General features: G+C 61.7%; 19 protein-coding genes. 7 read left to right on the top strand and 12 right to left on the bottom strand.

The genetic code is table 11. From position 1 onward, the window contains the following. Positions 1-18 precede the first annotated feature (18 nt). Positions 19-780: an ABC transporter permease gene (locus SB753_RS15150; protein ID WP_020068034.1), complete on the bottom strand. Its 762-nt coding sequence runs from the start codon at positions 778-780 to the stop codon at positions 19-21. Next, complete coding sequence (locus SB753_RS15145) at positions 777-1,703, bottom strand: ABC transporter ATP-binding protein (protein ID WP_410800546.1); 927 nt, start codon at positions 1,701-1,703, stop codon at positions 777-779. Before SB753_RS15145 ends, SB753_RS15150 begins: the two co-directional genes overlap by 4 nt. Before the next feature lie 114 nt (positions 1,704-1,817). On the opposite strand from SB753_RS15145, the gene SB753_RS15140 reads away from it, so the two are divergent. Then, positions 1,818-2,024, top strand: coding sequence for a hypothetical protein (locus tag SB753_RS15140; protein WP_410800545.1), 207 nt, complete (start codon positions 1,818-1,820; stop codon positions 2,022-2,024). 92 nt (positions 2,025-2,116) lie between these two features. After that, a complete protein-coding gene (locus SB753_RS15135; protein ID WP_410800544.1) occupies positions 2,117-2,497 on the top strand; it encodes a hypothetical protein in 381 nt (126 codons plus the stop codon). 193 nt (positions 2,498-2,690) lie between these two features. On the opposite strand, the gene SB753_RS15130 is transcribed toward SB753_RS15135, so the two are convergent. Together SB753_RS15130 and SB753_RS15125 are read right to left on the bottom strand one after the other, a co-directional pair. After that, positions 2,691-4,346, bottom strand: coding sequence for a tannase/feruloyl esterase family alpha/beta hydrolase (locus SB753_RS15130; RefSeq protein ID WP_410800543.1), 1,656 nt, complete (start codon positions 4,344-4,346; stop codon positions 2,691-2,693). A gap of 26 nt (positions 4,347-4,372) precedes the next feature. Beyond that, positions 4,373-5,479: an OpgC domain-containing protein gene (locus SB753_RS15125; RefSeq protein WP_410800542.1), complete on the bottom strand. Its 1,107-nt coding sequence runs from the start codon at positions 5,477-5,479 to the stop codon at positions 4,373-4,375. Positions 5,480-6,019: 540 nt separating this feature from the next. Between SB753_RS15125 and SB753_RS15120 the strand changes: the two genes are divergently transcribed. Next, positions 6,020-7,246 carry an acyltransferase family protein gene (locus tag SB753_RS15120; RefSeq protein ID WP_410800541.1) on the top strand — a complete coding sequence of 409 codons (1,227 nt, stop codon included), beginning with the start codon at positions 6,020-6,022 and terminating at the stop codon, positions 7,244-7,246. Positions 7,247-7,319: 73 nt separating this feature from the next. Next, a complete protein-coding gene (locus tag SB753_RS15115; protein WP_087753314.1) occupies positions 7,320-7,574 on the top strand; it encodes a hypothetical protein in 255 nt (84 codons plus the stop codon). A gap of 43 nt (positions 7,575-7,617) precedes the next feature. On the opposite strand, the gene SB753_RS15110 is transcribed toward SB753_RS15115, so the two are convergent. Continuing rightward, positions 7,618-9,522, bottom strand: coding sequence for an AAA family ATPase (locus tag SB753_RS15110; RefSeq protein ID WP_088175845.1), 1,905 nt, complete (start codon positions 9,520-9,522; stop codon positions 7,618-7,620). 525 nt (positions 9,523-10,047) lie between these two features. Here SB753_RS15110 and SB753_RS15105 point away from each other — a divergent pair. Further along, positions 10,048-10,671 (top strand): ATP-binding cassette domain-containing protein, encoded by a 624-nt coding sequence (locus SB753_RS15105; protein WP_410800540.1) that lies wholly within the window; start codon positions 10,048-10,050, stop codon positions 10,669-10,671. A gap of 38 nt (positions 10,672-10,709) precedes the next feature. On the opposite strand, the gene SB753_RS15100 is transcribed toward SB753_RS15105, so the two are convergent. The 3 genes from SB753_RS15100 to SB753_RS15090 all read right to left on the bottom strand — a co-directional run bounded on the left by SB753_RS15100 (position 10,710) and on the right by SB753_RS15090 (position 14,484). After that, a complete protein-coding gene (locus SB753_RS15100) occupies positions 10,710-11,717 on the bottom strand; it encodes a zinc-dependent alcohol dehydrogenase family protein (RefSeq protein ID WP_410800539.1) in 1,008 nt (335 codons plus the stop codon). A 120-nt stretch (positions 11,718-11,837) separates the two neighbouring features. Beyond that, positions 11,838-12,797: a hypothetical protein gene (locus tag SB753_RS15095; RefSeq protein WP_410800538.1), complete on the bottom strand. Its 960-nt coding sequence runs from the start codon at positions 12,795-12,797 to the stop codon at positions 11,838-11,840. Positions 12,798-12,930: 133 nt separating this feature from the next. Next, positions 12,931-14,484: a tetratricopeptide repeat protein gene (locus SB753_RS15090; RefSeq protein WP_410800537.1), complete on the bottom strand. Its 1,554-nt coding sequence runs from the start codon at positions 14,482-14,484 to the stop codon at positions 12,931-12,933. A 265-nt stretch (positions 14,485-14,749) separates the two neighbouring features. Here SB753_RS15090 and SB753_RS15085 point away from each other — a divergent pair, with 265 nt between their 5' ends. Together SB753_RS15085 and SB753_RS15080 are read left to right on the top strand one after the other, a co-directional pair. After that, a complete protein-coding gene (locus SB753_RS15085) occupies positions 14,750-14,947 on the top strand; it encodes a heavy-metal-associated domain-containing protein (protein ID WP_027804628.1) in 198 nt (65 codons plus the stop codon). Between the two features lie 42 nt (positions 14,948-14,989). After that, a complete protein-coding gene (locus tag SB753_RS15080) occupies positions 14,990-15,388 on the top strand; it encodes a DUF305 domain-containing protein (RefSeq protein WP_410800536.1) in 399 nt (132 codons plus the stop codon). Between the two features lie 80 nt (positions 15,389-15,468). Here the strand turns inward: SB753_RS15080 and SB753_RS15075 are convergent, their stop codons facing one another. From SB753_RS15075 to SB753_RS15060, 4 genes are all read right to left on the bottom strand, one after another. Continuing rightward, a complete protein-coding gene (locus tag SB753_RS15075; protein ID WP_410800535.1) occupies positions 15,469-15,933 on the bottom strand; it encodes a hypothetical protein in 465 nt (154 codons plus the stop codon). Positions 15,934-16,196: 263 nt separating this feature from the next. Continuing rightward, positions 16,197-17,378 carry a 2-methylaconitate cis-trans isomerase PrpF gene (gene prpF / locus SB753_RS15070; RefSeq protein WP_410800534.1) on the bottom strand — a complete coding sequence of 394 codons (1,182 nt, stop codon included), beginning with the start codon at positions 17,376-17,378 and terminating at the stop codon, positions 16,197-16,199. Positions 17,379-17,403: 25 nt separating this feature from the next. Continuing rightward, positions 17,404-20,001 (bottom strand): Fe/S-dependent 2-methylisocitrate dehydratase AcnD, encoded by a 2,598-nt coding sequence (gene acnD, locus SB753_RS15065; protein ID WP_410800533.1) that lies wholly within the window; start codon positions 19,999-20,001, stop codon positions 17,404-17,406. Between the two features lie 190 nt (positions 20,002-20,191). Continuing rightward, positions 20,192-20,650: citrate/2-methylcitrate synthase (locus tag SB753_RS15060; RefSeq protein ID WP_410800532.1), on the bottom strand; the 459-nt coding region annotated here is incomplete at its 5' end.

Here is a 20,650-nt window from a genome sequence, read left to right as displayed (position 1 = left end):
TCTTTTCAGCAGAAGTAATCAGCTCTTGAGCCGGTAACCCGTCTTGAAGATCCACGCAACGATCGCAAGAAACACGGCCAGAAAGAGAGCCGTCATCGCGAGGCTCACCTCGACGTTGACATCCGCGAGACCGTAGAAACTCCAGCGAAATCCGCTCACCAGATAGACGATCGGATTAAACAGCGTCACGACTTTCCAGAACGGCGGCAGCATGTTCACCGCATAAAAGCTTCCGCCGAGAAACGTGAGCGGCGTAATGATCAGGAGCGGAACCAGTTGCAGCTTCTCGAAGCTATCCGCCCATATGCCGATAATGAACCCGAGCAGGCTGAAGGTAACCGCCGTCAGCACGAGGAACAGGATCATCCAGAAAGGATGCTGCACTTGCAGAGGCACGAAAAGGCCCGCTGTCGCGAGAATGATGAGCCCGAGCAGGATCGACTTGGTCGCCGCCGCGCCCACGTAGCTCACGACGATTTCCAGATACGACACTGGCGCCGACAACAACTCGTAAATCGTGCCGGTGAAACGCGGAAAGTAAATGCCGAACGACGCGTTAGAAATACTCTGCGACAGCAACGACAACATGATCAGTCCGGGCACGATGAACGCGCCGTAGCTAATGCCGTCCACTTCCTTGATACGCGAGCCGATGGCCGCGCCGAACACGACAAAGTACAGCGATGTGGAGATCACCGGCGCGATGATGCTTTGCATCAGCGTGCGCCAGGTGCGCGCCATCTCGAACTTGTAGATCGCGCGAATGGCGTAGAGATTCATTGGTTACCTCGAAGCAGACTCACGAAGATGTCTTCAAGCGAACTCTGCGTGGTGTGCAGGTCCTTGAAACGGATGCTGGCGTCGTCGAGCGCCTTGAGCAGCGCAATGATGTCGGTGCGGCCGCCGTCGCCTTCATACGTGTAGATCAACTCGTTGCCGCCCTTCGCGACGTCGAGGCCGTAGCCTGCGAGCGCCGCCGGCAACGCGGAGAGCGGGGTTTCCAGCTGCAGCGTCAACTGCTTTTTGCCGAGCTTGCGCATCAACTCGGTTTTCTCTTCGACGAGCATGATTTCGCCGCCGTTGATCACGCCGATGCGGTCAGCCATTTCCTCCGCTTCGTCGATGTAATGCGTAGTCAGGATGATCGTCACGCCGCTTGCCGCAAGCGAGCGCACGAGCTTCCACATATCGCGGCGCAATTCGACGTCGACGCCCGCCGTGGGTTCGTCGAGGAACAGTACGCGCGGTTCGTGTGACAGCGCCTTCGCGATCAGCACGCGGCGCTTCATGCCGCCGGACAGCGTGATGATCTTGCTATCGCGCTTTTCCCACAGCGACAGGTCGCGCAGCACCTTCTCGATATACGCGGGGTTCTTCGGCTTGCCGAACAGGCCGCGGCTGAACGACACGGTTGCCCATACGGTTTCGAACGAATCGGTGGTGAGTTCCTGTGGCACGAGCCCGATTAGCGAGCGCGCGCCGCGATAGTCGGCGGCGATATCGCGGTCGTCGACCGTCACGCTGCCTTCGCTCGCGTTGACAATGCCGCAGACGATGCTGATGAGCGTGGTCTTGCCCGCCCCGTTCGGCCCCAGAAGGGCAAAGATTTCTCCCCGGTTGATCGCCAGATTGATGTTTTTTAGCGCCTGAAAACCGCTGGCATAGGTTTTCGACAGATTCGTGACTGAGACGATTGGCTGCATGGATTCGACGATGGCAGACACCGCTGTGAAAGTGGAGAAAATGACGCGCAAGCGCGACCGCACCCGCAATGTAATGGAATCTGCGAAAGCGTGCAGCGAAAGGATCGCGCCGCAGTGAAAGCCTCCTCGACGGTGCATGCTGCGATTCTCGGCGCCGAGGCCTTCGCTGCGCTGCAAGAAAGTTCGGTTTCCGTAGCGATATCAGCTGGGCGCAACGGCAATGCGCGCGCCGGTTCAAGACCTCCAGAACGCATGGCCCGCGCCGTCCCAGGAACGCGTCATGCTCGATTCCTCGCCATGCTGCTGCGCCGGCGCATCTAGCGCCGGCACTTAAGGCACAGTGCTTGCGGCAGTCTTGGCATGTGAGTGCGACGCGCTCGCGTGACATCGATCGACTCTAATGGAGATGAACCATGAAACGCTTTACCAAGACGATTTTCGCTTCGGCGCTTGTAGTGGCACTCTCGGGCGGAGCCTTTGCACAGGCGGGCGGCGGTGCCGGTGGCGGCGGTGCGGGCGGTGGCGCAGGGGCAGGCGGTTCGAGCGGTAACGGCGTGGGCGCCGGCGGCGGCACGACGGGCGGCGCAGGCGGAACTGCAACCCCGGGTGTGGGCCCCGGCACGATGAAGCACCCGGGCGACTCGGGCTATGGCTCGCCGGGCGTGACCGGCACCGGTGGCGGCATGGGCACGGGTACCGGCGCGTCGCCGAATAGCGCGACCACCAATCGCTCCAGTAACGGCATGAGCAACGGTACGGGCAGCACCAACGGCACGATGAAGAACGGCCAGTAACGAAGGTCGATGTTCGTGCAGCTTTTAACGCTGCACGAGTGGCGTTAAGAAGGACGGCGGTGCCGCTGCGCGGCATTGCCGTCCATTTGTTTTTCGAGCCGCGCTGCGACGCTTGCAGCCAGTTAGTGGATTTTGCAACGGCTCCAATGTAAAGAAGTCGCGCGTTGCATCGAAGCAGAATCGCAGCACATGGTCAGGGTTCCGTACACACGAAGCTGCTGGCAAGATTCACATTGCCCTTGCCCGTATAGCGTGGAAACAGCGGATAGCGGCACAGTGGGCGCGAGCGTCCATTGGTCGCCGCGGCGATGTCGGTGGCGATCAACGTCTCCGGCGACGCGCCGCGCGTCACCCAGTTATCGAGCGCACCGAGCAGGTCCACCGAAGGAATGAATGCGCCGCTACCGTGCTGAAAACCCGGCACCATGTAAAGACGCATGAAACGATTGACCTGGTCCACGCCGTAGCGATCGACCAATGCCTGATGGTAAGCAATCGTCTGATTCGGGCTAATGACTTCATCGGCGAGACCTTGCAGCGTAATGAGCTTGCCGCCGCGCGCAATGTAGCGCGCAACGTCCGGATTCATCGCGCCGATGGTTTCGGAGAGCGCTGTCAACTGTGCGCGATATTTGCCCGGACGTTGCGAGTCGAATCTGAGCGAGTCGAAGCCCGCGTCACGCGCAACGAAGTAGCGTATGTAGCCGTCGCCTTGCGCGAACAGATAACCGTTAGCAAAAAATCTGGGCACTGCGAGGCGCTCCGCTTGATGTCCCAACCCGAGCGAGCCTGTCAGGTGCGTACCTTGGAACACGTTGTAGCCGCGATAGCCGGCGACATCCCAGGCGAGTTTGTACGGCAGCGACAAGCCGTCGCGCATCACCATCAACGTGGCGAGTTGCGACTCGCTCAGGCATTGCTCGTTCGAAGGCGAGCGTCCCGCGCAGCGCAACGACTCGATGATTTCCGATTCATGCTCGCGGCAGGCGGGGACGTCGCTCACAATACCGTCCGCGGCACCGTCCAGCCTGTCGCAAACGCTGAGCGTGCGTTGATAGACCTGCTCCAGCAGCAACGGCGGAACATAGCCGCCCGGCGTTGCATATTCCGCCTGGCCGAGCTTGACGCCGATCAGACGAACGCCCGAAAAGTTGAGCGCGGGCGAATTGGCGATCACACCGTCGTAGTCGTCGGGAAAGCGCTGTATCACCGTGTAGCCTTCGCGGCCACCCGTTGAGCCGCCGCCAAAGTACATACGCTGCGGCGGCCGGCCGTAGGCGCGCGCAATCAGCGCAAGCGCGGCGTCGTGTGTCTTCTTCAGATGCGCATAGCCGAAGTTCGTCACGGCTTCGTCGACGAGACCGAACACCGCGAGCGAGGAATCGCCGACATGTCCGGAATCGTCGCCGAAGGTCGCATAGCCTTGCGCGAGCGGCGCGCGATCGGGCGAGAACGGCATCACGCCGGTGCCGCTCACCACGACGCCGTTATAGCCCCCTCCGCCGATTTGCAGCGCGCGGCCATTCCAGCGCCGCGGCAGATTCAGGTCGAAGCGGATGTCGGGTGTAGTCGCCTTGAGCGCCTTGATGCGACCCGTGATGCGGCAATACTCGCCGCCTTGCTGATTGCCCGGCGCGGTTGCGCCGACCATCGACGCGCTCTCGATCTGCGCGCCGGCCGTGGGCAACGCGATCACTTCAGGCGGCAACACGGCGCCCGCGAATTCGGCGCAACGCATGGCGAGCGGCGCATCCTTCTGCGCGGCGAACACCGTATGAGCGCCCGGCCCGAGCAGAGTACCGGCGATGGTGGCCACGAGCGCGCAGGCGTGGACACCTGAAGTTCGCATGAAACGCATGCGGCGCGACAACGCCCTCATCCGCAACGCGCGCCGCTCGCAGCCGCACGCAACTGCTGTCCCTTCCAGCCGTGCCAGCCGCGCGCAAGCATGAGCAGCGCACCAATGGCGACGAAGTCCCCGGCCAGTCCGATCAACACGCCGCGAAAGCCGTGAAACGTATGCGGCGTCGCTGTGTCCACGATCAACGACACCAGCGTGCCGCCGACAAAACATACGAGGCCGGTCCGGCCCACAGTGACCACGGCGGGCAAACGCTGCGCGAGCCGCGCGATGGCGCCCATGCGCACGAGCCGCGCGGCAAGCCAGGCAATAACAATAAAGTTGATCACGCGATCCACGGAAAGATTCTGTTTAAGGGTGCCGGCCAACGGCTGCGTCAGCACGAACAGTTTGACGGCGGCAAACGCGAGCACCGCGGCAATGGCGGCACGCGTGAACCAGCGCGCCGCCTCGCCAGCATGAAACTGCTCGCTGATGGGTGCGAGCCGGCACACAATGCCGAGCACGAACATCAGTTGCCATGCAAACGGATTAAAAGCCCACTCGGCCATGTCGTCAATGCTCAATAGCCCGGCCAGCGGCCGCGCGAGCCACCACACAACCGTGCTGAGCAGGAGCGCCGCGATACGCGAGCGCAGCGCCAGAGGCACCACGAGGGGCACGCAGAGCGCGAAGAACAGGTACATCGGTAGCACGCTCGACAGGTAGGGCTGCCATCGCAACACCGCGATTTCAAACGTCTGATGCAGCGGTTGAATGGCGAACGGGGGCCAGCCGGTAAGCTCGACCATCGGGTGATTCAGTCGCAGAAATGCGAGCGCCGCGCCCGAGAGCAGCGTGAGTACTGCCGTCAACAGATAAGCCCGGTAGATTTCCCAGCAGCGCCGCACGAAGCGCAGCTTGGCGGCCCGCTCTCCGCGGGCCGCAACCACCGCTGTGTACGCCGCCGCCGACGCATAGCCGCCGAGGAACACGAACACCTCGGCCGAATCGCACAATGCGTACGCATGCAGCATCAGATGAGAAAGCGTGCTGCTGGGCATGTGGTCCAGCACGATGACGATCAGCACGACGCCGCGAAAGAAGTCCACTTCGAGGGAGCGTCCGCGACGAATTTCCATTCATGTTCTCGCAGGAAAGTTATCCAGCAACGCGTCAAGATATCGCCTTCTTGCCGATGCCGTGCGGTCACGTTGTATGTGCTGACAAGCAGCCTGTCTTTAGGGGCGCCGCGCTGGCAATCTGAAATCCGCTTGTCGGCATGCGGTAAGAGTGATTCGCCGCGCATTGGATTTGCAGCAACTTTTGCGGCTTCGGTGTGGAACGAGCAAAGACGGCCGACTCGCGTCGTAGAAAAAAATCGGCTCATCGCACGATGCGATTTTTTTCGCTTTTTTTCATCGTAGGATGAATTCATGCATGACCGTCGGAGTTCGCGCAACCCGCGCGACAGGTTTCTCCGTACGGCGGCCACTCATGTGGACCGGACACGCTTGCCCGCCGACCTGCGTCCGGCGGGCGCGTTGAGCGTCAGTGCGACGCCTTCTTTTTGCCGCTGCTCGTTTGCGTGATCGAGCTTTCATTTGCGCGGCACCGGTCCTTCCATTACCGACCTGAACGGTCGCGCGCCGCGCACCGCCCTCGCATTGGAAGACACTCACATGAACAACAGAATTGCCGGCTTCGACGGACTGCGCGCCATTGCAGTCCTGATGGTCTTTCTGCAACACCGGCTATTCGGCGATATCGGCGAGATAGGCCATCTGGGCGTATGGATCTTCTTCGCGCTGAGCGGCTTTCTGATCATCCGCATTCTGTCGGCCCAGCGGCAGCGCATCGAGCAAGGTGGCAGCGGTTTCAGAGCAGAACTCAAGCGCTTCCTGTTTCGCCGGACGCTGCGAATCTTTCCGATCTACTACCTGATGCTCACGGTGATGAGCGCGCTGATGCTCGTCGGCATGGCGAGTCCGGAACTCGCGAGCGGCATGCCGTATCACTTCGCCTACCTGTCGAACTTCTGGATCGGCTCGGTGCTGCACTACTGGCCGGGGCGCTACTCGCATTTGTGGAGTCTTGCCATCGAGGAGCAGTTCTATCTCGTGGTCGCACCGCTCCTGTTGCTGCTCGCAGCGCGGCGGCATCTGGCGGTTTGCACGCTGATCGTCGTGACGGGACTGGTTTCGCTTCTGGCGATGCGCGCCGCGCATTGGCAGGAGATCACGATCTACACGCATCCGTTGAGCAACTTCTGGTTGCTGGCGCTCGGTGGAATGGGCGGCTTGATGATTTCGGAGAACGCCGGCGGTGCAGACGGTGCACGCGGTGCACGTGGTGTGCGCGCCTTGCTCGGACACGGCGCCACGTTGTTTGTTTTAAGCCTTTGTCTCGTGGGCTTTTGTGCAAGCGAGCCGGCGTGGAGCGACATCGAGAATCCTTTGCTCTTTACCGGCGTCAGCGGCGCGTATGGGCTGTGCATAGCGGCGCTGGTGTGTTCGATTGCGTGCTGCCGGAACACGGTCGTGCTGGCTCTGCTGGAAGCGCGCTGGCTTGCGGGCCTCGGACGCATCAGCTATGGCTTCTATCTGTATCACAACCTCGTTCCGGACCTGACGCGCAATCATCATGCGCAAGCGCTGTTCGGCGGTGTGGTACCGCTGTGGGCGCATGTGGCCGGGATTGGGGCGTCGTTTGCGATTTCGCTCGGCTTGGCGGTGCTGTCGTGGCGAATCATCGAAGAACCCATTCTTCGTTTGAAGACGCGGCGTGGCGCTTCGGACAAGGTAAGTGCTGATTCGAGGCACGCGGCAACACCTACGTCCGCTTCACAGGAGAAGCAGCATAGCCGGCGCGCGTTGACAGACGAAGGGACCGCTTCGGACGCAGCATGAGGTTGCGTAGGTCGCACTCGTGGCACAACGGTTGCTGACAGATGACATGACCGTTACCAACTGGAGATGCGCCGTGGCCACTCAGCCCAATAGCCCGAACGAGCATGACCAGGACAAATCGGCAGATCCGGGCGGTCCGCCCACTGAGGTCTCGAAGCCCATTGGCGATGCAATCCCGACACCGGTCGAACCGGGGCTCGACCAGCCTCTGCCGGAAAAAGGCGCCGACTCGCTGCCTGCCGACGACGACGAAGCCAAGCGCGATCCTTTGGGCGAGACAGAAACGCCTCCCGGCGTTCCACCTCCGGGACCGTCGGACTTCGCGTAACGCGGTGGTGGCTAGCCGCTCAAGCGTGATAGTGCGTGGCCGCTCAGGCCGCCTCGGGCTCGTGCACGATCTTCAGCGTGCTCTTGTGCTCCTTGATCAGGCGATACACCGTTTCGCCCGGCACCGTTTCCTGCTCGAGAAGTTCGTCTGCAATAGCGCGCAGCACGGGTTCATAGGCGTGCAGCAGGCTATAGCACTGCTCGTTCAACTCCTTGAGCAGCACGTTCGCCTGCTCGATCGCGCCCTTCATCTGCAAACCCGCGTATTGCGAGGGCAACGCGGCGAGGCTAAACAGATTGCCGTCGCTGTTGAAGCCGAACTTCGACACCATGTCGAGGCTGATACGCGACGCTTCCTGCAGATCGGAGGCCGCGCCGCTGGATGCTTCGGAAAACGCCAGGATCTCCGCGTTACGGCCGCCGAGCAAGACCTTCACCTCATTGCGGATTTCGGTCTCACGATAAAGATGCTTGTCCTGCGCCTTGGTGATAAGCGCGACGCCCAGCGCGCCGCCACGCGGCAGAATCGTGACCTCCTCGAGTACGCCGGTGCCGAGCAGCGCCGCAACCAGGCCATGCCCGGCTTCGTGCACGGCAATACGCGTGCGTTCGTCCTCGGTCAAAGCGCGTTCCGCGCCGCTCACGTCGCCGATCCGCGCGATCTTGATCGCCTCGATGAAATGCTTCGCCGCGATTTCCGTGTCGCCGGCTTTGCGCGCGACGAGCCCCGCCTGATTCACGACCATCGCGACGGTCGCCGGCGACAACCCTGTGGTAAGGCGCGCGAGTTGATCGTAGTCGATGTCCGCAGCCTTCGACTTCAGCCTCTCGGCATAGAAACGGAAAATCTTCGCGCGGTCTTCGCGATCGGGCAGGCGAACCTGCACGGTGCGATCGAAACGGCCGGGCCGGCGCAACGCCTCGTCCAGATTGTCCGGATGATTGGTGGCCGCAACGATAATCACGCCTTCGTTCGAGGCAAAGCCGTCCATTTCCGCAAGCAACTGATTAATGATGCGGTTGCTCTCCGCTTCGACGGGACCGCCGCCCGTGTCGGTGCGCTTCGCGAGACCGTCGGCTTCGTCGATAAAGATCACCGTGGGCGCGTTCTTGCGCGCCATTTCGAACAGATGTTTGACCTTCTGGATGCCCACGCCGTAATACTTTGCGCTGAAATAACTGCCGGTGATCGAGATGAAGCTCGCGCCGCATTCTCCTGCCAGCGCCTGTGCGAGCCGGGTTTTGCCCACGCCGGGGCCGCCCACCATCAGGATGCCGCACGGCGCTCGTACGCCCATCGACGTGAACTGCTTCGGGTTCGACAGATAGCCGCGAATGTCCGCGAGCGCCGCCTTCGCTTCCCCGGCGCCGATCACGTCGTCAAAGCGCAGCGTGGGCGCCTTGCCGAGCAGCGTCGCGCCGCCGCGCATCTCACGGCGCATGAACCACACCATGCCGCCGATCAGCAGCAACGGCAGCAGCAGGCTGATTACGTCGCGCGTCTGGTCGAAAGCCTGCACCCAGTTCGAACCGCCCGTGCGGATGTCCGCGTCGGGCAGCCACACCAGTTGGTATGAAGCCGCGTCGCCGTTCTTCGGCTCGCCGAGTAACAGCGCGTGCGAAAAGGTCGCGTTGTGGTCAGTCACGAAATATTTGGAGCCGTCGCGCTTCGACACGAGAATTGCACTGGGACTCACACCGATTGCGGCAACCTTCGCGTCATGAATGTCGCGCAGCATTTGCGACGCGTCTTTCTCCTCGCGCGTCCAGGCCGACGTATCGTGGCGCATCTGGTTGGCGACGCCGGTCAGCGCGGGCGCAACCTGCGCCGAGCGCTGCTGGTAATGCCACAAACTGAATGCGAGCGTCAATGCGACAAGCGCCGCTGCCGCCGCAATGACGAATTTGCGCGTGCGTGTTTTCCCAAGCGAATTCTTTCCCGGCTTCATGAGTCACTTCCAAAAACGGGCTCAAGCGAGCCCCGATACATATCGAATTAGAGAGGATGAGCGGTTGGGAGAGGAATCGGCAATTGCGACGCCATGCCTGCCTGGAAGAAAGGACACCCAACCATGCGTCCCTTTTTCACCCGCCGCGTATAAGCCAGTATGCCGTGCGGCTGCTTCTTCCAAATCGCAGAAAAGGCCTGTTTCTACCGCTTATCCCGCAGGTTGAGGCTGGCGGAAATTGGGGGCGCGAGTGGCGCATGAGTGCGGAAGAAAACTGCTCCGGCGCACAGTTTAGCAGCGCAAAAAAGGCCGCGTATTCTGTAGACCTATCATTTCACCCCGCCCTATTTTTTGTGAAAGCGATGCAGTTTTGAGATTAAGGGCTAGCCGTATGGCGATACCGCCGTCATCACGCGGAAAATCGGAACAATCGTCCGGTTTTTGATAGGCTTCGCCATCCGTCTAAAATCGCGCGCGCTCCTCACAATGGACGTTGCGCAGCGACTCACACTACACGTCACACTCATGCTCCGTTTCGAAAACCTCAGCAAGCGCTATGGCGACCGCGTCATCTTTCAGCGACTGTGGCACGACTCTGCCGCGGGCTGCGTGGCGCTCAACGACGAGTCCGGCAGCGGCAAATCGACTTTGCTCGGCATGCTTGCCGGCGTGATCGAGGCTGATGAAGGGGAAATCTGGATCGGCGACCATTCACTGCGCACGGCGCGAGAGACCGCGCAATCGCTGCTGACGTACGTGCCGGAGGATTGCATGCCGTCGCCTGATCCGACCGGTCGCGAATATCTGCAGCGCGTGGCTTCGGCGAGAGACGCGTTGGTCAGCGACGCGACGCTGGCGCTCGCCGACCGCTTCGGACTCACGCCGCATCTGGAAAAGCGCTTTGAACAGATGTCGTTCGGCACGCGCAAGAAATTTTTTCTGACAACCGCAGTGATTGGCGAAACGAAAGTGCTGATTGCGGACGAGCCCGTTGGCGGACTCGACGCCGCCGCGCGTGCGGTGCTGGTGGATTTGTTCACGACGCTCGCGCAAACCCGCACCGTGTTTTTCTCCAGCTACGACGAAGCGTTCACCGAAGCATGCGCGGCCAGAAGCGTCACATTCGCAGATCTCGCGCAGCGCGGTTGAGCGTCACCGCGTTGCGCGGACGCTCAACCGCGTCGTGCTCAGATCGATACGCAAATCTTCCCGAAGTGTGCGCCCGCCGCTTCATGCCTGAACGCGTCGCCGAGCTTCGCGAGCTCGAACGTGCTGTCGATGACAGGCTTGATGCCGGTCACTTCGAGCGCGCGAGTCATGTCGCGCTGATCCTGCCGGCTGCCGACAATCAGCCCCTGCAGCCGCTGTTGCCGTGCCATCAGCGCCGCGGTGGGCACCGGGCCCGCGCGTCCGGTCAGCACGCCGATTAGCGCAATATGGCCGCCTATCCGGCAGGCGGTGATCGACTGCGGCAGCGTGCCCGGACCGCCCACTTCGATCACATGATCGACGCCTCTGCCCCCGGTCAACGAGCACACCGTTTTGCCCCACTCAGGATTCTCGCGATAGTTGATCGTGTGATCGGCACCGAGCGCGCGAAGCTTTTCGAGCTTCGCATCCGACGAGGACGTCGCGATCACCGAGGCGCCCATCGCCTTGGCAATCTGCAAGCCGAAGATCGACACGCCGCCGGTGCCGAGCACGAGCACCGTCGCACCCGGTTTCAACTGACCGTCGACGATCAGCGCGCGCCATGCCGTCAGTCCGGCCGTGGTGAGCGTCGCGGCTTCGGCGTGGCTGTAGCCTTTCGGTGCATGCGTAAAGTAGTGGCTCGGCAGCACGACGACTTCGCGCGCATAGCCGTCAACGCCGTCGCCGGGTGTGGTTTTGAAGTCGCCAATCGTGGGCGTACCGTTCTCCCAGAAAGGGAAGAAGCACGACACGACAGGGTCGCCAGCCTTGAATTCGCCGACGCCTTCGCCGACTGCTTCGACGACGCCCGCGCCGTCCGCCATTGGAATACGCCCGGCGTCGGCGGGCAACACGCCGCTTACGACGCCGTAGTCGTGAAAGTTCAACGAGCTGGCGTGGATACGCACGCGAACCTGGCCCGGGCCTGGCTGTCCCGGATCGTCGATATCGACTAACTGGAGATTGTCGACGCTGGCAGGGGTTCCGATCTTGACGGCTTTCATGTTGCGAGTCCTTTGTGATGTGCTTGAGCGCTCGGGGCGCGGCTTGTCACAAAAGCATATCGCAAGCCGCTCGAGCATGTCGCGAGGTCGGGCAGTCGCGCGGCGTCAGCGACGCGGCATTCAAGCCGCTTTGTCGTGCGCCGCCTGCTCGAGCCACAGCCGGCTGTCGGGAAACCAGAACGCATCTGGCCGCGGTGGAGCCACGAGCTTGACGGGCAGCGCAGGGTTGAAGATTCGCGACCACGCGGACAGATAAGACGGCGTTTTGACCAGATAGCCGCAGCGCGACAAAAGCAGACTGGACACCAGCGCTTCGCGCCCGACTTCCAGCCCCGGAAAGCCGCTGAAATGAACCGGCGTCGCACCGTTCGCAAGCAGCCTCGCGGGCGCGACGCTCACCGGCTTGCTGAACGGCCATGCGACGAAGTAATCGACAAAGGCCTGTTCGTCGCTTGAAATGAAAACGTGGTTCAAACACGGATTTTCCGCTAACGTCGTTTCGACGTGACGGCAAAAGTCTTTCCACGAAACGGGAACGGCTTCGAGCGTTTTGTCAGTGCCTCTGAAGTGCACGCCCAGTGTGGAGGCGCTGATACCAAGCCGCTCGCAGACTGCATCGACCTCGCGAAGAATATGCTGCGCCGGCCGATAATTTGCAAAGAACAGTTCGCTCGCGCTGCCGAGTTCCAGCAAGTGCTCGTAACGTTGCCGGAAGCCCAACTGCACGAGGTCACGAACCGTCGAAGTCCTGAGCTTGCGCGCGAGCGGCAAGGCAGCCGGAGCGCGTACCGGTTCGAAGAACGCGGAGAACCAGTCGACCTTTCCATCGGCATCGCCATACAGGCCGCCGCGAGCGCTAATGCGCGGCGTCAGGCATTTTTCCTCACAAAACATGAGGATGAACAACACCATTTGCATGACGGAGAAAAAGCCGGAGTTCTCCTTGATTTCGATCGCAAAGACGCCCCGGTTGAGGCGCTGCATCGCATGAAGCGATATGCGGCGAGGCGTGGCGACGGAATGCTTGAATCGCTCGCTCCTTCGGATCTGTTTTGCCCTGTCGACGACTTTTCTCAACATGCCTGGCCCCTGTTAATCGATTATTTTGGCAAACGGCACCCGCCTCACCGGCGAGAGAAACCACAACACGACAGCGCCCGAGCTTAGCACCCCGAACTCACCATCCAGTAAATCTGGCGCGGCGTTGAGTTAGCTAGCGCACAAAGGAACGGTAAGTTATGCCCGGTTCATAACGCTGCTTCAATTGCGCCGCGACGCGCTCGATTACTTCGTCCCAATTTCCCCGTTGCGGTTGCGTGAAAATGCGCACTGTCGGATACCACGGGCTGTCGTCGCGATTGCGCAGCCACCGCCAGCAACCGGCAAAACGATTCAGCAACCACACCGGCTTGCCCATGGCCGCTGCCAGATGAGCGACCGACGTATCGACCGAAATGACGAGGTCCAGGTTGTCGATGATCGCGGCAGTGTCCGCAAAGTCCGACACGCCGTCCATCCAGTCGGTGAGATACGCTTTTGTCGAGGGGCTCGCACGCTTTGCGAGGTCGTCGGCTTTCTGCAAGCTGATCCAGCGAATCCGCGACAAAGAAAGCAATGGGGCGAACTGCGCCGATGTGAGGCTGCGCGCACGATCTTCGGCGAGCCCGGAGTGGCCGCCTGCCCATACGACACCGACGCGCGGCAGGTCCGGCCGGGACAACTCGCCGAGTTTTGCACGCCACTCGGCGGACCGCTGCGGCTCTGCGCGCAGATACGGCTCTGCTGGGATGTTGTCGAGGCGCGTGCCGAATGCGAGGGGCAACGACATCAACGAACATTGCCAGTCCCACTCTTTGGCATCAGGCATGACGTCGTCGAGCATGACGAGGCCCGGCCAGCGCGCACACAACGACTCTTCATACAGGCGCCGCAGCGACGGCGGGCAGATGTAGCCCACCTGGGCAAAACGTTGGAGTGCAAGCGGCAGGTAGCGCACGAACTGCAAGCTGTCGCCGTGACCTTGCTCCGGCAGAACGAGCAGGCGCGCGCCGCCCGCCACGCCGGGATCCTCGCCCTTCCACTGCGGCCATGGGAGTTCCGGCCGCTGCGATACGGGTCGCCCGTCGGCATCGACGAAATTGGCCCAACGGTCTTCAAAGTAGGGCCACGCTTCTTCGTATCGGCCCGCTGCCAGCAGCACCTGACTGAGACTTGCGCGGGCGCCGCGATTGGACGGGTCTAACGTCATGGCGTGCCTGAGGTGCTGCTCGGCCTTGCTCAACGAACCCAGGTCTTTCACGACGACGCCCAAGTTAGCGTGCGCCTGCACATAGTCCGGTTTCAGTTCGATCAACCTGCGATAGACTGCTGCCGCCTCTTCCGCACGCCCTTGCAACTGCAGCGCGACGCCGAGGTAATAGTGAAGCGAAAGCGAATCCGGCTGATACGTGAGCCCCGCGCTGGCAGTGTGCACAATGCTCGCGAACGCGCGCAGCCTGATCTGGACGAGGCACAACATATCGAAGAACGGCGGCTGCGGCTCGACTTCTACCGCCCGCTCGATCCAGCGTTGCGCCAATGGCAGCTGGTCCTGTGCGAGCGCCACCAGTCCGCGCGAGTAAAGCGCGGCCGCGTGCGCCGAGTCATGCACAATGATTCGATCGAGAAGCGCCTGCGCCGCGTCGAGGCGACCTGCGAGGCGTGCTTCTTCCGCTTCGTTGAACCAGAGCGAAATGGCTTGGGGTGATACAGGGGACTGGTTTTGCATGTTCGCGCGAATGAGTCTGCGTGGATGAGTCTGCGTGGATGAATCGTGAGACCTCGACTGGCGCAGGCTGCGAACGCTGGCCTGCGCATGAGGTGACGCCGATTATCGACGTCCAAGACGAGCGCCTGTGTAGGACCGTTCCCAATGACGGGCACAGATTGGCGTCAGCGGTAAAGGTAAAGACGCATGTTCGCAGGCTTGACCTTACCGCCGTGGGAAGGTGCAAGATCGTCTTGAGACTTGTCTCAGGAGATTGGAAATGAAATTGGAATTAGCCGTTCCGGATATGTCTTGCGGTGGATGCGCAAACGCGATTGCTCGCGCGATTGCCGGTCTTGATCCGGCTGCCGCGGTCGACATCGACGTGTCCACGAAGATCGTCAAGGTCGCGTCGACGCTAACATCGGCGCAACTCACGGAAGCCATCGCGGCGGCGGGATTTCATCCGTCGGTGAGAGACTGATAGCCGCGCGTCGCTCGAACAACTTTTTAATGGGAATCGACTATGAAGAAACTTCGCGCTTTTCGTGCATTGTGCGTGTTCGGCGGTGTGGCATGTGCCGTCGCCACCGCGCCTGTTCACGCGCAACACACGGCCTCCATGCCCGGCATGGACATGTCTTCCTCAGCCGGTGCGGCTTCCGGCGACTCGACGCCGGCGTTCAAAGCCGCCGACGAAAAGATGATGAAAGACATGAGCGCGCCGACCTACACGGGGGACGCCGATAAAGACTTCGTCGCGCACATGATCCCGCACCATCAGGGCGCGATAGACATGGCGCAGGTCGAACTCAAGTACGGCAAAGACCCGGAGTTGAAGCGCCTGGCGAAAAACATCATCAAGGCGCAGCATGACGAAATCGGCTTCATGCAACGCTGGCAGGCCAAACACGGAGCGAAGTAACGCTGCGAAGGCGACGTGTGGTCAGACGGACACCCGCACGGAGAACGGCGGCATTCAGTAGCCGGCAACGCTGTGTGTGTTCAATGGCGCGTGACGTCGGCGCCGGGTCCGGCCTCCACGTCGTCGCTTGACGCTTCATCGAGGCAAGCGGTTTCTTGCGGACCGGTGCTCATGTCGGGCACCCGCGACGCGGGCTCCTTTGCTTCCTGAAGCAGGCGCGCCGCCCGGCTCGCCGTGATGCGCTTCTTGGCCACTCCTTTTGCATCGAGTGCGATCACCTGGAAGAGTTCGCGGTCACACGCAAGCTCCTGCTGATATTGCTCGCCGGTGCTGATGAGCAATTCCAGCATGGTCTGCTGCCGGCGGCGCTCGTCAATCGTGACGGCAGGATTCCTACATATCGTGGACGCAAGCGTGATCAACGAGTCGAGCTTGCTCATCTGCCGGTCACAGAGATGGAAAGCCGAGAGCGCAAGCTTTTCGTACTGGAGAGCGTCGACGGGTGGCCGGGAATCGGCTTGCGATCGGCGTTTATTCTTACTCATTGTGCGATCTCGCTAAGACTTCAGTAGGTCGGCGGGCATTCGGTTGAGACGGGCAACACAGCCCAGCAGAGGCAGACGCATGCCTCATGTGGGCGGATGCGTGGTTACGATCACAGCTTCCAGACCTGACCGTTGAGTGTTTCTCGATGGCCCGGGGATTATAACCAGTGCGAAGCCACGCACGTTCAACCGGGCGCGCTAAAAGTCCACGTCCGAGTCTGAGTTCGACGCCACGCGTCCGGCCAGCACCGGAGCGCCTCTGCCTAGCCCTGCACCCTGACCCAACCCTCCATCAAAACTCTCGCACTGCGACTCATCACCGCCTTCGTGACGACCCACTCGCCACCGACAACTGCAGCCTCCGCCCCCACCCGCAGCGTGCCCGACGGGTGCCCGAACCTCACAGCTTCACGCTCACCGCCGCCAGCCGCCAGATTCACCAACGTTCCGGGAATCGCCGCAGCAGTACCGATCGCCACAGCGGCCGTGCCCATCATCGCGTGATGCACCTTGCCCATCGACATCGCACGAACCAGCAGATCCGCGTCGCCCGAGCCGATCCGCTTGCCGCTCGACGACACGTAGTCGGCCGGCTTCGCAACGAACGCGATCTTCGGCGTGTGCTGGCGCGTCGCGATCTCGTCCAGATGCTTGATCAGCCCCATGCGCAGCGCGCCGTGTGCGCGAATCGTCTCGAACATTGCGAGCGCCTTTTCATCGCTATTGATGGCGTCCTGCAACTCCGTGCCCTTGTAGCCGATCGCCTCGGCGTTCACGAAAATCGTCGGGATGCCGGCGTTGATCATGGTCGCCTTCAGCGTGCCGACGCCCGGCACATCGAGATCGTCGACGAGATTGCCGGTCGGGAACATCGAGCCGCCGGCGCCGTCTTCTTCCGCGGCAGGGTCCATGAATTCGAGCTGCACTTCCGCCGCCGGAAAGGTCACGCCGTCGAGTTCGAAGTCGCCCGTTTCCTGCACTGCGCCGTCGGTCATCGGCACGTGCGCGATGATCGTCTTGCCGATGTTCGCCTGCCAGATCCGCACGGTCGCCACGCCGTCGCGCGGAATCCGGTTCGCCTCGACCAAACCCGCGCTGATCGCGAAAGGGCCCACTGCAGCAGAGAGATTGCCGCAATTGCCGCTCCAGTCGACAAATGGCTTGTCTATCGACACCTGTCCAAACAGGTAGTCCACATCGTGATCGGGCTTGCTGCTTTTAGCGATGATCACCGTCTTGCTCGTGCTCGACGTCGCGCCGCCCATGCCGTCAATCTGCTTGCCGTACGGGTCCGGGCTGCCGATTACGCGCAGCAGCAGCGCGTCGCGCGCGGCGCCGGGCATTTGCGCCGCATCGGGCAAGTCCTGCAAGCGGAAGAACACGCCTTTGCTCGTGCCGCCACGCATGTAAGTGGCCGGAATTCTGATCTGCGGTTTATGCGCCATGAAACAGTGTCCTGAACGATATTGATTAAGCCGCCGCCTTCGACGACTCCAGAAAGTCCTGCGCAAAACGCTGCAGCACGCCGCCGGCCTCGTAGATGGAAAGCTCTTCGGCCGTGTCGAGCCGGCAGGTCACCGGCACCTCGACGCGCTCACCGCTTCGGCGATGAATGACCAGCGTCAGATCCGTGCGCGGCTTGCGTTCGCCGATTACGTCGAAGGTCTCGGTGCCGTCGATTGCCAGCGTAATGCGGTTCACGCCCGGCTTGAATTCGAGCGGCAAGACGCCCATGCCGACGAGATTCGTGCGGTGAATTCGTTCGAATCCTTCGGCGACAATCGCTTCCGCGCCGGCAAGGCGCACGCCCTTGGCCGCCCAGTCGCGCGACGACCCCTGGCCATAGTCGGCTCCGGCGATCACGATCAGCGGCTGCTTGCGCTCCATATAAGTTTCGATCGCTTCCCACATGCGCGTGATCTTGCCCTCCGGCTCGATGCGTGCAAACGAACCGGCCTTCACCTTGCCGTCTTCAATCACCATTTCGTTCCTGAGCGTCGGGTTCGCGAACGTGGCGCGCTGCGCCGTCAGGTGATCGCCGCGATGCGTCGCGTACGAATTGAAGTCTTCTTCGGGCAAACCCATTTTCGTCAGGTATTCGCCTGCTGCGCTGTCCGGCAAGATTGCATTCGATGGCGACAGGTGATCGGTCGTAATGTTGTCGCCGAGCACGGCGAGCGCACGCATGCCCTGCAGCGTGCGCTCGCCCGCAAGCGCACCTTCCCAATACGGCGGACGGCGAATGTAGGTGCTCATCGGACGCCAGTCGTAAAGCGGGTTCGCTTTCTCCTGCGTGTCCACCGACACCGCGAACATCGGCTCGTACACTTTGCGGAATTGCTCGGGCTTGACGCTCGAAGCCACGATTGCGTCGATTTCTTCGTCCGACGGCCAGATGTCCTTCAGCGTGACGTTATTGCCGTCGGCATCGACACCGAGCACATCCTTCTCTATGTCGAAGCGAATCGTGCCCGCAATCGCATAAGCCACCACCAGCGGCGGAGAAGCAAGAAACGCCTGCTTCGCGAAGGGATGAATGCGGCCGTCGAAATTGCGATTGCCCGACAGCACGGCAGTCGCATACAGGTCGCGCTCCACGATCTCCTTCTGGATCGCCGGGTCGAGCGCGCCGGACATGCCGTTGCACGACGTGCACGCATACGCGACGACGCCGAAGCCAAGCTGTTCGAGCTCGGGCAGCAAGCCGGCTTCTTCCAGATACAACGTGACGGCTTTCGAGCCAGGTGCGAGCGACGTCTTCGCCCACGGCTTGCGCGTGAGCCCGCGCCGGTTCGCGTTACGCGCGATCAGGCCTGCCGCGATCATGTTGCGCGGATTGTTGGTGTTCGTACAGCTCGTGATTGCCGCGATGATCACCGCGCCGTCCGGCATCAAGCCCGGCTCGTTCTCGACCTTGCCGCTGATGCCGCGCGCCGCCAGTTCGGAAACCGGCAAGCGCCGGTGCGGATTCGACGGCCCGGCGAGCGTGCGCACGACCGTGGACAGATCGAACTTCAGCACGCGCTCGTACTCGGCATGCGTGAGGCTGTCGGCCCACAAGCCGGCTTCTTTTGCGTAGGTTTCGACGAGCTTCACGAGTTCGTCGTCGCGGCCGGTCAGCTTCAGGTACTTGATGGTCTGCTCGTCGATATAGAACATCGCGGCCGTCGCGCCGAATTCGGGCGCCATGTTCGCAATCGTCGCGCGGTCGCCGAGCGTGAGCTTCGCTGTACCCTCGCCGAAGAATTCAAGGTATGCACCGACAACTTTTTCCTTGCGCAGGAACTCGGTCAGCGAAAGCACGACGTCGGTTGCCGTAATGCCTTCAGCAGGCTTACCCGTCAACTCCACGCCGACGATATCCGGCAGACGCATATACGACGCGCGGCCCAGCATCACACTTTCCGCTTCCAGTCCGCCGACGCCGATCGCGATCACGCCGAGCGCGTCGACCATCGGCGTGTGCGAGTCCGTGCCCACCAGCGTATCGGGAAACGCGACGCCGTCGTTCACCTGCACGACCGGACTCATGCGTTCAAGGTTGATCTGATGCAGGATGCCGTTGCCCGGAGGAATCACGTCGACGTTCCGGAACGCCCGCTTCGTCCAGTTGATGAAATCGAAGCGGTCTTCATTGCGACGGTCTTCGATTGCCCGGTTCTTCGCGAACGCGTCCGGGTCGAAGCCGCCGCACTCCACGGCAAGCGAGTGATCCACGACGAGTTGCGTCGGCACCACTGGATTGACCAGCGCGGGGTCGCCGCCTTGCGCGGCGATCGCGTCGCGCAAACCGGCAAGATCGACCAGCGCGGTCTGGCCGAGAATGTCGTGACATACCACGCGCGCCGGAAACCACGGGAAATCCAGCTCGCGCTTGCGTTCCACGATCTGTTTCAACGACGCGACGAGCGTCACCGGATCGCAGCGCCGCACGAGATTTTCGGCAAGCACGCGCGACGTGTACGGAAGCTTGTCGTATGCGCCGGCCTGGATTGCGTCGACGGCGGCGCGCGCATCGAAGAAATCAAGCTGGGTGCCGGGAAGGCGTTTGCGGTAGGCAGTATTCATGGCGTGGGGACCAACAGTAATGATGCGGGAACAAGGGCGGCGGCCATCGCATTGAGCGGGCGTTTTTAACGGCGCGTTCCTGCCTGAGTGAAGCAATCGGTCTAGTGTAGCTCGCTACGGCAAAGAGCGGCCCTGGCTCGCGGTATCGGAGAGCCAGGGCTCACGTGCTTGCGCGAGGGCTCTGACGGCGTTAGCCGCGCTTCGCGAGCGGCACGAACGGCAGATCGTCGGGACCGGTGTAATTCGCGCTCGGGCGAATGATCTTGTTGTCGATCCGCTGCTCGATGATGTGCGCACTCCAGCCGGCCGTGCGTGCAATGACGAAAAGCGGCGTGAACATTGCCGTGGGCACGCCCATCATGTGATACGAGACGGCGCTGAACCAGTCCAGGTTAGGGAACATCTTCTTTGCTTCCCACATCACCGATTCGAGTCTTTCCGCGATGTCGAAAAGCTTGTTGTTGCCCGCTTCCTTCGAGAGCTTCTTCGCCACTTCCTTGATGACCTTGTTGCGCGGGTCCGAGATCGTGTAGACCGGGTGACCGAAGCCGATCACCACTTCCTTGTTCTCAACGCGCCGGCGGATATCGCTTTCCGCTTCGTCCGGCGTCTGGTAGCGCGACTGGATCTCGAACGCGACTTCGTTTGC

It is taken from the genome of Paraburkholderia sp. SIMBA_053 (assembly GCF_046534895.1).
Lineage (GTDB): Bacteria > Pseudomonadota > Gammaproteobacteria > Burkholderiales > Burkholderiaceae > Paraburkholderia > Paraburkholderia caledonica.
This window is presented reverse-complemented; position numbering and strand designations above follow the sequence as displayed.